Origin of the sequence: Vibrio gallaecicus (assembly GCF_024347495.1) — a bacterium.
In the GTDB taxonomy this organism is placed as follows: domain Bacteria; phylum Pseudomonadota; class Gammaproteobacteria; order Enterobacterales; family Vibrionaceae; genus Vibrio; species Vibrio gallaecicus.
The window spans coordinates 1351609-1366529 of record NZ_AP025491.1; the positions used below are offsets into that span (position 1 = coordinate 1351609).

8 protein-coding genes are annotated in these 14921 nt (G+C 40.7%); 6 read left to right on the forward strand and 2 right to left on the reverse strand.

The genetic code is table 11. The features are described 5' to 3' along the window. Nucleotides 1–12: 12 nt before the first annotated feature. Entirely contained in the window at nucleotides 13–6297 is a 6285-nt protein-coding gene (locus OCU78_RS20915; RefSeq protein WP_137373644.1) for a response regulator, read from the reverse strand. A 376-nt stretch (nucleotides 6298–6673) separates the two neighbouring features. On the opposite strand from OCU78_RS20915, the gene OCU78_RS20920 reads away from it, so the two are divergent. The 6 genes from OCU78_RS20920 (at nucleotide 6674) to OCU78_RS20945 (ending at nucleotide 14170) form a co-directional block, all read left to right on the forward strand. After that, complete coding sequence (locus OCU78_RS20920; protein ID WP_137373643.1) at nucleotides 6674–8239, forward strand: response regulator; 1566 nt, start codon at nucleotides 6674–6676, stop codon at nucleotides 8237–8239. Between the two features lie 319 nt (nucleotides 8240–8558). Continuing rightward, complete coding sequence (locus OCU78_RS20925) at nucleotides 8559–9488, forward strand: TAXI family TRAP transporter solute-binding subunit (protein ID WP_137373642.1); 930 nt, start codon at nucleotides 8559–8561, stop codon at nucleotides 9486–9488. Nucleotides 9489–9499: 11 nt separating this feature from the next. Next, nucleotides 9500–11395 (forward strand): TRAP transporter permease, encoded by a 1896-nt coding sequence (locus tag OCU78_RS20930; RefSeq protein WP_137373641.1) that lies wholly within the window; start codon nucleotides 9500–9502, stop codon nucleotides 11393–11395. A 306-nt stretch (nucleotides 11396–11701) separates the two neighbouring features. After that, on the forward strand, nucleotides 11702–12304 hold the full coding sequence (locus OCU78_RS20935; RefSeq protein WP_137373640.1) for a 2OG-Fe(II) oxygenase: 603 nt from the start codon (nucleotides 11702–11704) through the stop codon (nucleotides 12302–12304). 294 nt (nucleotides 12305–12598) lie between these two features. Continuing rightward, nucleotides 12599–13315: a glycerophosphodiester phosphodiesterase family protein gene (locus tag OCU78_RS20940; protein WP_137373639.1), complete on the forward strand. Its 717-nt coding sequence runs from the start codon at nucleotides 12599–12601 to the stop codon at nucleotides 13313–13315. Between the two features lie 120 nt (nucleotides 13316–13435). Then, the gene (locus tag OCU78_RS20945; protein WP_137373638.1) at nucleotides 13436–14170 is read left to right on the forward strand and encodes a sulfite exporter TauE/SafE family protein; all 735 of its coding nucleotides are present in this window, start codon (nucleotides 13436–13438) and stop codon (nucleotides 14168–14170) included. A gap of 200 nt (nucleotides 14171–14370) precedes the next feature. On the opposite strand, the gene OCU78_RS20950 is transcribed toward OCU78_RS20945, so the two are convergent. After that, complete coding sequence (locus OCU78_RS20950) at nucleotides 14371–14643, reverse strand: hypothetical protein (protein ID WP_137373637.1); 273 nt, start codon at nucleotides 14641–14643, stop codon at nucleotides 14371–14373. Between the last annotated feature and the right edge of the window lie 278 nt (nucleotides 14644–14921).

Sequence of the window (14921 nt, forward strand, 5' to 3'; positions counted from 1 at the left end):
CAAATACACTCTTTACCCCAAAGTCTCGAACTTACTTTCTATCGACGTGAGCAATTCCAAAGCTTCGTCGAACTCATAGTCTGAAACATACTTTTCAAGCTTCATCACTTCTTCACTCAGCCCTGTCCCCGTTAATAAGTCCACTAGTGCTTCGCATGTTTCATTAGCATTCATATCGTACCCATCAATTTCAACCGCTAACTTTCTCATTAAGCTTTGAACCTGAACCATATCGATATTTTGCTGATTGCTTTCAGCTCCTTCTGTATCAGAAGTTCCTTGCGATAACGTATTTAAGTAATCAGTAATCACATTCAACGCTTGTATTGCTGCGCTTTCAATTTGATCAAATAGAGCATTGGTTTGGGGATTCATGGTTTGAGTCGATACAAGAGCATCAGCTTGAGCTTCTGTTTCTAAGAGCGCTAATTCTAGAGCTTCAGTTGCTTCAAAAAGATCAGTACAACTTATGTTGCCTGAAACCCCCTTCAAGGTATGAGTCACAAGAACAGCTTGAGTAATGTCATCACTTTCCAGTGCTTGTTTAATCTCCTCTACAGAGTTCAGCAACGTTTCACTCACCATGCTTAAGGCTTTGTTATAGGACTTCAGTCGTCCTCCCATTCTTGCAACTGCACTTTCAACATCGAAGCCTTCTAGAATAGGAAGTTCAGCTTCGGTTTCACTTAATTCAGATTCTTCCATACCAATAAGCTCTGGCAAGTCACGAGCTTTCGGAGTAATCCATTGGTTTAACACACGGAATAAGACATTCGGATCAATCGGCTTTGCGACGTGATCATTCATACCCGCGTTCAAGCATTTCTCTTTATCGCTTGCCATTGCATTGGCTGTCATCGCGATGATGGGAAGATCGACCATTTTCAGTTCATTTCGTATTTTATCCGTAGCAAGGTAACCATCCATCACAGGCATTTGAATATCCATTAACACCATATCAAACGTGCCATTTTGCACCGCTTCTACCGCTTCTAAACCATTGTTCGCGATAGTCACATTAAATTGTGCCAGCTCAAGTAGTTCAGTGGCGACTTGCTGATTCACTTCATTATCCTCCACCAGCAATATATCCGCTCCACGTACACCTTCTATGATGTCTACATCCATCAGGTTAGTTTGGTTAATCGCAATAGGGTTATTTGTCGCTCTATCATCAAACGCATCAGAAATCGTATCGAATAGGCTGGAGGAAGAAACCGGCTTAGCTAAAAAACCATCTAAGTGAAGCTTTTGCGCTTGTTCTCTTACTTCGTCTTCAGCATATGCCGTTACCATGATGACTTTTGGAGATAAAGAGAGCTTAAGCTTTCGAAGGGATTCAATCGTATCGATACCACTCATATGCGGCATCTTGTAATCCATGATCACCAAGTCATAAGGCTGACCATTCCCATCAGCTTCGGTTAACTCAACGAGAGAAAGCATCCCCGAGCTGACGGCTTCTGCTCGCAGCCCCATAGACTGAGTCATACTAATTAAGATATCGCGAGATTCTTCTGAGTCATCCACTATCAAGGTTTTTAAGCCTTGGTAGTCATTGGATAAACGTGGCAATTTCGCATAGGCATTTACATCAACTGGCAAGTCAACCGTGAAGAAAAAGGTACTTCCAACACCTTCTGTACTCTCACAGCCAATTTCGCCATCCATCAGCTCAACTAGGTTTTTCGAAATGGTTAGTCCTAACCCTGTACCACCATATTGCCGCGTTACAGAGCTGTCCGCTTGAGAGAACGCGGTAAATAGGCGCTGCATCTGTTCATCCGTCATTCCGATTCCAGAATCTTGCACCGTAAAACGAAGCTGAACGGTATTACCCTGGCGGGCAACCAACTCAACTTTTACGACCACTTCCCCTTCTTTTGTAAACTTCACCGCGTTATTAGCTAAGTTCAGTAAGACTTGACCAATACGCAGAGGATCACCCAATAAAACAGGTGGCACGTCAGGGTCAATCGCAATCAAAAACTCTAAGTTCTTCTCGCGTGACTTCACGGTCACAATGTTGGAAATATTATCCATTACTCCATCAACAGAAAATGGAATCACTTCTAAATCCAGTTTTCCTGCTTCAATTTTAGAGAAATCCAAAATATCGTTAATAACGCCCAATAATGAATTTGAGGCATTGAGAATTTTATTGAGATAGTCACCTTGCTTGCGCGTGAGTTCAGTTTGAAGTGCTAAATAGCTCATACCAATAATGGCATTCATCGGAGTGCGAATTTCATGGCTCATATTGGCTAAGAAATCACTCTTAGATTTGGTTGCGTCTTCCGCTGTATTTTTGGCTTGCTCTAGGGCATCTTGCGTCGCTTTACGCTGAGTAATATCACGCACTATGCACGTATAAAAAAACTGCTCGCCAATAATGGCTTTTGCTGAAGATATTTCTATCGCGACGACACTCCCATCTTTACATTTCGCCAAGTATTCCAGCTCTTTACATACGCTAGGCTCTATAACGGTATCTTCAGCAGTATCAATTGGTTTCATTAACATATTGATATTTGCATGGAGTACTTCTAATTTCTGGTAACCAAAAATGCGTTCAGCAGCGGGGCTGAATTCAACAATATCGCCATTTTCATCCAGTACAATAATGCCATCGATCGCCGTTTCAATAATGCTAGTTAAGCTCAAAGTACGCTCGCGAACACTTTGCTCAAGTTCTTCATTCGATTTCATTAATACGGTTTGTGTACGCCTGCCTAGCCATAAGCTCAAGCCTGTTAAACCAATGGTTAGAAAAACGGTGAAAGACAGCAAAGAAACAATCAGGTTTCGAGTAAAGATGTAGCCTTTCAGTGCTTCTTGTTCATCAATTTCCGTTACAAATCCAAACTGGTCGTTTTCTCGCCATACCCAACTGCCCAGTACCGGAATGCCTCGATAATCTAAATAGCCTTCTCCGCTACTGCCTTTCGTATCACGAATGGCTCCTACATAAGCTTTGGTGAAACGCTCATCATCGGTTAAAAACTTATCTTCCGGAATGGCACCCGACACTGCTACTTTCGGTTTCAAAAGCTGCATATTTAAAATGGCATTAGACTCTTTTCCCAATAAATTAGCGTCTTTAAGCGTCTCTTCAAACCGACTTCGAGAAAGGAACATGCCTTGCTTATCAAAAGCATAAGATTCTCCAGATAACCCTACGCTGCCTGACGAAAAAATTTGGCTGAACTCGAAAGCAGGATCATAACGAATCGTCATAGCCGCGATCACTTCTCCTACACCATCAAAAATAGGTGCGGCGATAAACATGGTGGCATCCACATCTTCACCACCATCAGAAAGATCAGAAGCGATCGGCGTGATCAACACAGTTTCACCTAAGAAAACTCTATCCAAAAGTTCCGGTCTTTGCTGTTGAATAACATTCACTTCCCCAAGATTACTGTCGCGCATTGAAGCAATGTTGATTCTATCTTTCGAAATAATGAAGAAGCCTCGGTCGCCGTGCAATGCTTGTTGAGAAGCAAAGTACACACGCAAATCAATGAGCACCGTTGAGAATTTAATTTCTTCTTTGATCGGCTCCACAAGTAATAACTCATCAACCATTGGGTGAAGTGCTGGGTCATTCGCAATAGAGTTAATATAAGAGACTCGGCCATCAATCCATATATCAATACTGGTATTCAGTGCCTCGGTAATGCCTGATAACGAGATTTGGATATTGTGCCTAGTTTGTTGTTCCACTTTTTCAATCACCACATACGCTGCTACCGAAACAATCGACAATACAGCGACAATAAAAGCGCTCGCGACAAGCATCAGTTTATTGGTGTATAAATTACTGATGGTATTATTCGATAGATAGCGATTCAGCAACAGAGGAAACAAGAAAAGAGCGGCAATAACTACCACTATTCCCACTGCGATTTTTAAGATAAGGCTAGTATTAATTTGGCTGGTTGATAGCAACTCTTTTTGCTTCACTTGACCTTCATTTGGCGTTACTGCAAGTGTATTATTTTCGGCATAGATTGCCGTGTACTCATCTTCTGACAGGCGCTTCTGCGCTTTATTTAATGCAGAAATCACGCCTTTATCTACATGATTATTGAACGCCATTAAATATTGAATCTTCTTGCTTGTGACAAGAGCAATGTCCAGATCAACCCATTCATTTTTATAAATAAAATGCTCTAAATTCAACCCGTCAGCAATCAAACCATCTAAGCCACCATTACGTACTTCTTCTAAGCCTGATTGTTCGTCCATGACTTTGCCAAAAAAGACATCAGGATAGAGATTATTAAGCTCGGCAATGTAACGGTTAGAGCCAACGACTCCAATGATTCGTTCTGAAGACAAATCACTTAAGGAGGTGATGGGATTTGATGTATGACGCATTGCCACCGCGTAATAAGACGTGAGAATAGGCTTTTTAATCGAATAGTCTTTGGCTGAATCAAAAAAGTCGCTGTTACCAATGATGATATCTAGATTATCGTTACTGAATGATTCAAACCCGCCATTCAGCATTCCGTCATTATGATATTCAAACGCAACACCAACTTTTTGACCAATCGCTTCTAACACCGCTTGATGAACATCAAACCTAAGCTCACTTGAAACAAACTGGTCGCTGTCATTAATTGCGCTAACAGTAAGTGTTGGCTTTTTCATGACAGATGCTATTTCATCTCGGTTTAATCGCACTGATCCTGCGATATCAAGCGCCAGAATGTTTTGTCGCAATTCGTCCACATCATTCATATCAATATGCTGCATCGCTTTGACCAATATGGAGTGTAATAACGGCTTTTGCTTCGGTACGCCGATATTCATGTTATCCAGCTCACTATTACCGGTGTCTAGCTCACTTTTAATTTCTAAGTCGTAAAGCGCATTTTCGTTGATCACTTGTCTGGCAATAACTACACGGGATAGAACCGCATCCACCTCACCAAATTGCAGAGCTTTAAAGGCTTGTAACGAATCCGGACGAGGCGACAGTGTGACATCATAATCGTCTAACACTTCAGCCAAAAATGACCCTTCAACGAATGAGACTGTTTTTCCTTTCAAAGAATTCAAATCAGTATAAATAGCTGATTTTTTTGTCACGATCGCATTTGGATTACGAGCATAAGGTGGTGTGTATAAAAAAGAGTTTTTTTCACGCTCAGGGGTCTTAATGAGGTCTAGAATCAGATCAAATTCATTATTTGTGGCTTGCTCGTAAACTTTGCTCCAAGGTCCTGAATAAAATTCAAACTCAGCCCCTATTAGGTCAGACAGCAAACGAGCATATTCCACCGAAAACCCTTTCGATTGACCGTTGTAAGTAAAACTAAACGGCTTCCAATCTTGATCGTGACCAACTTTGATAATTGGATTGTCACTTAGCCATTTCGATTCTTGCTCGGTGAGGTCTAGCTTTTTACCTCCAGAGCCCATCGTGCTATTTTTCAGCCACTTAGACAAAATAGCTTGTTTTACGTGTGGAGGGATTTCAGATAATGTCTTCTGAAGAATTGAATGCAATAGAGGCAATGAATTGTGAATAGCCATTGCCCCATCAATTTCATTGGTGCGACCTGCAATACGAACACTACCAATTCCCCTTTGAACTAACTCATAGGAGGCTACAGGAAAGTAATGGATCATGGCATCTGCATGACCAAACAATAACTTATCAATGGCTTCACGAGAACTACCAGCCACCAGCATCTCAATCTCGGGGTAGTTTTCTTTTATATCATGCTCAGCAGACCATTCTGATACCACAACCACTTTTCGCCCTTTTAAATCATCAAGCGAAGTGACGCCTTGGGTGTCATTCCTAACCAGAATAACACTTGGATAATCTAAGTAGCTCTCGGTAAAAAGTAACGGCTGGTCAGTACGCCCATGTGATGAAATCAAAGGCAGAATATCTACCTTACCCGTATTTAATAGCTCGACAGACTGCTTCCAACTTTGCGTTTGTTTTACCTCAAAGCTCAGCCCGGTTTGCGCACTCACATAAGATAATACGTCCGCGACAATACCAATGTAATTGCCTTGCTCATCAAAAAATTCAACAGGGGCAAAATCAGGATCAGCAGCAAATTTAATTACCGAGTTCTTGCTAATCCAGTCTTGCTCGGCTTTCGAAAACAACACCTGTTTAAGAGATGTAGAAGTGCTGTTCTGATCTTCATTATGGATAGCTCGAGGTGAGTGAGCAGAGCCTAAAGTATGGGAGTCACCCCAACTTGGTTGAGATAGAAAAAGTGATGTGAAAAGTACGATCAAAAATGATCGGATCATGCTGCTCATGAAACTGTCCCTGTCAAAATAAAACTTACTTTCCTAGCCTTCGTTCCGTGAAGGTTTCATAACATTAACAGTCTTGCGAACATCATTCTATTAAAGTTATAAATTTCATCATTCACGATGATTAATTTACCACTACTCAGAAATCATCGCCGAGCTTCCCTCAGCATAGCAAAGGCAACATAAAACGATCAGCACCATCATTTACTGGTGAGTAATTTATAAATACGCCGCATAATTAAATAATTTATGCTCAATTATACGGTAACTGTGTTTTTTTATTGCACTCCACTCATAACTCGCATAGTTTTTAATTAAGCTTTGCCTCCGGCACTGCACAATAATTAGATTCAACACGGACGCTGAAGACTCCCTACTTATGAACAGTTTACTATTAAATCAAGAACCCAAAGAGCCAACCTACAATTCAAAAAGGGTGCTGATTGTTGACGACTTCGAGTCAATAACTAAAACTTTGGTCACCATTTTAGAAACTCTAGAATTCAAAAAAATTCATAGAGCCAAAAACGGTCGAGAAGCCTTATCAGTGCTGAAAGACTATAACGTTGATCTAATCATTTCTGATTGGAATATGCCTAAAATGGATGGTCTGGAATTATTAAAAACGATTCGTCGTGATAAGGATTTAGCCCATATCCCTTTTGTCATGGTGACAGGAAATATAGATCAAAGTGATGTAATGACAGCGATTAGTGAGGGAGTGACTGGTTACTTGGTAAAACCATTCTCTCATACCATGCTCATCAACCGAGTTCACAAAGCCTTTAAAGCACCGATACCTCAATTAATCGAAGAGGTTAACGGCCCTGCTGACTTATCACGTCGAGTTAATACCGCTCCTCAACCTGCACCTAATAGTATTCTTCTCGTCGATGATGAACCAAATAACTTAATGGTTCTGGGGGAATTATTAAAAGGGGATTATAAACTGCAAGCATGTCGGTCGGGTAAGAAAGCATTAGAGATATGCGGTAAAGACACCCCACCAGATTTGATTCTTCTAGACATAATGATGCCTGAAATGTCTGGTTTAGAAGTCTGTGAAATTCTTAAGAAAAACCCTTTAACCGAACATATTCCCATTATCTTTGTTTCTGCATTATCACAAACTGACGATGTATTAAAAGGACTAGCTCTAGGCGCTGTGGATTACATCACCAAGCCAGTTACCCCTGAAATTGTGAAAGCTCGTGTAAAAAATCACATAAAGATCGTGCAGCAGCGAATGACAATGCAACAGCAAATTGAAGCCATGGTAGAAAACACACGTATTCGTGATGATATGCATCGTATTTTCAGACACGACCTAAGCAACCCACTGACAGCAATCATTGCTAACCTACCGGTATTAGAAGAAAAAGCCAGCCATTGTGTAGACGAACTGGATATGATTCGAGAGTCATCATTAATGATACAAAAAATGATGAGCAGTCAACAAACTCTGATGAAGCTTGAAGAAAATAAAGGCGCCATTCAATTAGAGCCAATTGATGCGCACTCACTAATCAATAAACTCTGTTTTGGTTTACAAGCTAAATGTGAGAAGAGCAATATCTTCATCCAATACTCTGTACCACCAGAACATCAGTACATGGGAGACTCACTGCTAAGCTACACGATGTTTTCCAACTTAATTAACAATGCAGTAGAAGCTGCGCCATCGGGAAGTAGTGTAAAAATATCAAGTATTCTCGATGCTGAATCTAACACTGTACGCTTTAATATCCACAACTTGGGTGAAATTCCGCCTTCAATTCATTCGACTTTCTTCAATAAATTTGTGACTAATGGAAAAGTAACAGGCACAGGCATTGGCACTTATTCTGCTCGCTTAGCCGCTGAAGCACAAAATGGTGAAATCAGCTTCAAGACGTCTTATGAAGAAGGCACTACGCTGATGATTGTCTTCCCGCTTTTGGAGTAAAGCCCAGCTCCACTATGAAAAACTCAAATAAGTTGATTAAAGCAAGCTGAAGTACGCTTGCTTTAATTTTTAGTAATCCTAAAACTAAAAAGCCTCTCTTTCTATCTTCATACTGGCTCATTACTTGTGAACTAAGCCCTACAAAATAGTAACATCTGCGTTACATCATATATTTAAAAATTATGCAGCGATCTGCTCATGCCTTTGACTAAAGTCTAATAACCTTTGGTCTTAAGTTAGGATTAGGCTTGGATCAAGTTCTGCCTTTTCTTGATACTTTTATAGGCAGGGATTAACCACCGCATAGGACGCTAATATAATGAAAAATTTATCCAAAAAAGTCATTGCTGCATTTATTTCAGGCGCTGTATCTTTTTCTGCTTTTGCTGACAACTTTACGATTGGCACTGGTAGTCAAAGCGGTACCTATTATCCACTAGGGGGCACACTGGCTAAGATTTGGGGTGAAACAATTCCTGACTTTAACATGCGGGCAGAAGTAACGGCTGGCTCTGTTGAAAACAGCATTAAGGTGGCAACAAATAAACAGCTAGCGGGTATTGCAATGGGCAGCGTGGTTCAAAAAGCCCATGATGGTAAAAAGCCGTTTCCAATGAAAATGGATGTCGCTGTCGTTTCAGCACTTTATCCAAATGTGGTGCATTTCATGGTGCCAGCTGCCTCTGACATCAAAAGTATCTCTGATTTAAAAGGTAAAAAAGTATCACTTGGTGCTCCGGGGTCAGGTACACGTACTAGCGCGATTGGTATTTTAGGGGCTCTTGGCATGTCTGAAGATGACCTTAAAGCGCAAAGCTTAAACTATACGGCAACAACGTCTGCTCTTGCGAATGGTCAGATTGATGCTGGCGTTATCGTAGGTAGCTTAGGGGTTGGTGCTGTAACCGAGTTAACTTTAACGCGTGATATTCGAGTTCTATCATTCTCTGCTGATGAGCTAGCAAAAATTTCTGAAGCTATGCCTTCTTTCCAAGCTCTTGAAGTACCTGCGAACAGCTACAATAATGTGCCAGCGTTCAACACTCCTGCGGTTTGGAACGTATTAGTAGTCAACAAAAATGCGGATACAGAACTCGTCTATAACATGACTAAATCTATGTTTGAGAACATCGACCAAGTACGCCAAAGCATAAAAGTAACGAGCTACACAACCGTTGATAACATGCAAATGTTAGGTGGTGTTCCTCTACATGCTGGCGCTCAAAAATACTTAGATGAAGTAAAATAAAGGATTACTATATGCCAGATTCTAAGCCGTCTACTCTGGTTAATATTCCTCTAAAAGTAGCCGCATTTGCGGCTATTGCTTTATCTGTATTTCAAATATGGCAAGGAATAACGGCTGAAATATCAGCACCAGTCTTCAGACCCGTACATTTAAGCTGGGTCATTGTTCTCGTCTTCTTGACTTATCCATTGTTCATGCGTCATCAAGAGTCCGCTTTATTTAGATTGGGACGCATTATTGATTTTAGTTTTTCAGTCGCTCTGATATGGGCTACCTGGAGAATTGCCAATTTTGATTACGATGACATCATGTTTCTTATCGAAGGTGTCAATGGTGCCGATAAGCTTGCAGGTTGCATAACCATTGTCTTATTGCTTGAAGCTACACGTCGAACGGTTGGCCTTGTCATGGTTTCAATCGCGCTTTTGTTTTTAGCATATGCAATGTTTGGTAACTACTTGCCAGCCCAGGTTGCCAGCAATGGGTTCCCATTAGAAGATATTATTCGATTCCATATTTTTTCAACGAATGGGGTATTTGGCGCACCTCTTGCAATTGCCGCAGGCGTGGTATTTATTTTCGTTTTATTCGGCGCTTTCCTACAAGTCACAGGTGCCGGCAATTTCTTTATTGATAGTGCGTTTGCGATTGCTGGGAAATACAGGGGTGGACCTGCGAAAGCCAGCGTTATTTCATCCGCTGCATTAGGGTCTATCTCTGGTTCTGCCATTGCAAATACCGTAACAACTGGTTCGTTAACCATTCCAATGATGAAAAAGCTCGGCTATAAGCCCGAGCAAGCGGCAGGGATTGAAGCGGCAGCTTCAACAGGTGGGCAAATAATGCCACCGGTTATGGGCGCTGGAGCATTTGTTATGGCTCAATTCACAGGCATTCCCTACAGTGAAATATTAGTTGTTTCTATCATGCCAGCCATCCTCTACTTTGCTTGCACCCTGCTATATGTGCACATTATGGCGTGTAAGCTTGGGTTACGTGGGATGGAAACCTATGAAAAGCTTAGCGTTGTCATGGAGCGTGGCTGGCACTTCCTCGTTCCATTAGTACTTATCACTGTATTGCTAATGATGAGCTATTCGCCCGTATTAGTTGGTATTGCAGGGTGCGCAGCAATTCTAGTTGCGTCCATGCTGCGTAAACATAGCAGAATCACTTTAAGTCTGTTCCTAGAAGGCATGAAGCAAGGGGCGCTATTAGCGCTGCCAATTTCGGTTGCGTGCGCTACGGCTGGTATTGTGGTGGGTGTTGTTGGGCAAACAGGTATTGGTTTACAGTTTACTCAATTCTTGATTTCGCTCTCTGGCGGTCACCTGTTTACTGCCCTTGCATTAATCGCAGTGGCGGCTGTAATCCTTGGTATGGGGCTCCCTGTTACTGCCGCCTATATTGTTCTGTCGATCATGGCAGTGCCTACTCTACTTGATTTTGGGGTTGGGTTATTGGCCGCACACATGATTGTCTTTTGGCTATCACAAACTTCAAATGTTACACCACCAATTGCACTCGCAGCTTTTGCAGGAGCCGGTATTGCCAAGTCATCCCCTATGAAATCTGCCGTTCAAGCTTTCAAATTGGCACAAGGGTTTTTCCTTATCCCAATGATGATGGCTTTTTCTGGCTTAATCTGGGTCGATGGCGAGGTTGGTTCATTTGCGATTGCGACCATTAGTACCATTGCTTTAATCATTGCTTTTGCAGGTAGTATTGAGGGTTATATGTTCGGCTACTTAACCAAAGTCGAGCGAATTTTATGGCTATTGGTAGCGGTATGTATGGTGCTCGGATCAAACCTGATTGAGTTTGCTGCAATGGGGTTATTAGCTGTACTCATGGTATGGAACATTAAGAAAGGAAAAGCAAAAGTTACCGTAACACCAGCGACTTAACTCTTATTAGAACTTTAACTTCTATGCACAGCGCATTAAAGTGCTAGTGGAAAACTTAACGCAGGCAGCAGTGATGAACGATTACTGCTGCCTGCGCTATTATCCCCACTTTATAGTATTTTCGCCTACCCTTATTCATTGTTTTTACTAACTTTACTCTAATTACTTCCTTTCTATTCTTGTCAATTCGTCCTATCAATAACTCAACCTGAATACTCATTTATCGTAACGACAAATAAGTCGAATTGTTCACATGCACAATTAGGACTATATAAGTGCTCCTTTTTATAGTCTGGATACAAACACATGAATCAAATGATCGACTCACTAGCAACCCAAGGTTATTACCTATGGGATGGCTTCTTAACGCCCAAAGAAGTGACCGATTTGAGGGACTGCATTCCAGACGATTGGAAGAAAGCACGAATTGGGCGTAATGACGAAGTTGTGAGAGAAGCCGAGATTCGTAGCGATAAGATTCAATGGTTACGTAGAGGCATGGGGACGCCTGTTCAAGAGTTCCTAGATAAAATGGAAGCCATTCGCCTTGCTGCTAACCAAGCTTTCTTCTTGGGTTTATTTGAATATGAAGCTCACTTTGCTAAGTATGAAAAAGGTGACTTTTACCAAAAGCATTTAGATTGTTTTAAAGGAAATGAAAATCGCCGTTTGACTACAGTCTTCTATATGAATGACGAATGGTCTGAAGAAGATGCTGGAGAGTTAGTGGTGTACGACTTAAATGACAAACACATTGCAACAATTCCTCCAAAAGCTGGCCGCTTACTGATTTTCTTGTCAGAGCAATTTCCACACGAAGTTCTACCAACTAATACAGAACGCTTCAGTATTGCAGGGTGGTTTCGAATTAATGGCGTAAAAGATAACCAATTGGATATTGCACATTAAGACCAAAGGTAACGGTAGGAGCTAAACACCACTGAGAGTTTACTCGGTTAAATTCTATTATTTGGGATTAGCCTAACAGTTGAGCTAGGTCTTGTAAGGTATACAGTGGTGACAGTTAGATTTTTCTTAATAGCGTACTATTCGACTTTCTGACAAACCTCTAAAAATACAATTAGATATGTCAGTTATACTTGTCTTTTTTCCGATTTAGTTTCTGATCTGATCCAGTGCGAACCGATCATATCAGCTAAAAAATAAAAGCAGTTAGCCATATTCTTCAATTAAGGATTCAATATGTCACCTATCATTGTTGGTCATCGTGGTGTTTCAGGTACTCATCCAGAAAACACTCGAGCGAGTATCCAAAATGCGATAGATCTTGGTCTTTCATGGATTGAAGTTGATATACAACCAACTAAAGATGATGTGTTAGTCATTTGCCACGATCACAACTTAGAACGTTGTAGTGATGGTAAAGGTCGATTAGATGAACACACTTTGGCTGAATTAAAACAATTAGATTTTGGTAGCTGGTTCTCGCCTGAATTTGCAGGGGAACAACTCTTAACGCTTTCGGAATTATTAGAGTTAGCCGAGCATTCTAAGCTCCAAGTGAATTTAGAGATTAAAATCGATACACACGATCCTGCTCATGTTGTGGCTCTGTTAGCTCAGGAACTTGCATCGACTACTTTACCAAGTAGCCAGTTACTGCTTTCCAGCTTCAGCCACGATGTTATCGAAGAACTCGCACAACATTGCTCTCAATTTCGTATTGGGCTCATCACTGAAAGCTTATCAAACCAAGATAAAGCGGCATTAATAAAAAATAAAGCATTCAGTTGTCATTTGAATTATCAAAATCTCACCAATGAACAGCTAGATTACCTAACAAATTTGGGCTTTGAAGTATGGTGCTACACAGTAAACCATAGTGATACTTTTCCATTAATGAATAAAGTAAACGCCATATTCACTGATTTCCCGACTCGCTTTACCAAAACGCAATAAATGGATAGCCCATTTTCATTGTCACAGCTTTGACAGGCACTAATGTGGCAATGAATAGATAAATACTAGTCAACCATCAATATCAATTGTTGCTTTCAATCGAACCATTTTGAGTTTCCCATGGACATTATCCTTAGCTCCACTTTTCCAGCACTCTTTGCTATTTTCATTTTCGCAGCGATGGTTAGGGGGTTTTCAGGCTTTGGTTTTACCTTAGTCGCTTTACCACTCAGCGCTTTGTTCATGCCAGTTATTGAATTGGTTCCCGTATTCATGCTGATCGACTTACTCGGTAATGTTCAATTGCTTCCTAAGGTGCGCCGTCATGTAGATTGGAAATGGGTTGCTAAAGTTTTTATACCTTGTTTAGTCTTCACACCTGTCGGCTTGCTTCTGCTGAAGTCCGTTGAGCAAGACACCATAGTCTTAATTATTAGCGTATTTATATTTGCTTCTGCACTAATGATTCAAAAAGGTTTTCAATACTCTAAAGAGCCTAAATTCGCCCCCTTTATTCTCGGAAGCTTAGCGGGAGTCATGAATGGCGCCGCTTCAATGTCTGGACCTCCAGTGGGTGCCCATGCCCTGGCTAGCCCAGTTGCACCACACATCGCACGAGCAGGATTGATCGCCTTTTTTGTTCTTGCGGATTCGAGTGCCTTTGTTTCTGCTTCTATTGCGGGTTTGGTCAACAGTAATATTGTCATTCTAACTGCCGCCTTGCTACCCAGTAGCATGCTCGGAGGTTATTTAGGGAGTCAACTATTTGAAAGGTATGGCGGGGAAAAGTTTAAACCGGTTACCGTGATACTGCTAATCACCATAGCCATATTCAGTATACTGAGAGTGATCTAAAGGGCTAACAATCTTAAGAGAAATCACTAAATATTAGATATTGGTGACAAACTAATTGTCCAATTGCTCCTTCTAACGCAATTAATAAAGCATTAGTGCTCGTTATTTAACACAAATGAGTAGATTAAATTTAAGCTCGTTTTCGCCAAGATCTAGTGAGTAACTGGCTAAACGAGCTTATGCTATATATTAAATCGCTTTTAATTAACTTGAAGCACTAAACCATCATTGGTTTCAAGAAGCGTATAATTTTTATTACTGTCACATTCAACCTGATAGCCTTTTACATTCGTAGCAACTTTAAAGTCAGTAATCTGTGAACACTCAATACCGCCATCTTGAATAACTTCTAATGCAGAAATGATATTTTGTGCATCTGTGCTGATACTTGGAATTTCAATATCTGGCAGGCCAAAAGCCATAACATTAAAAGATGTGATCAAAGTTGCGGAAACAATAAATGATTTTTTCATAGTAAGCTCTTTATTATAAATTTCGAAGGAAAATATACGGAGCAATATATTTAATCAATATATATTAACTTTGACACTTCACATTCATGATCTCTATCACCCATATTACAAATGATTTAAAATACAAAACGCTTTCAGTGATCAAGGTGGCAATTTTTAAATTAATCTTTATTATCATGCATTTAAAAAATTAATTTTATAAATTTGGAATGTACCGTTAAAAAAAACATGAATTACAACGTCATTAATGGGGTTTCATCACAGGTAAGGTTGTCCAT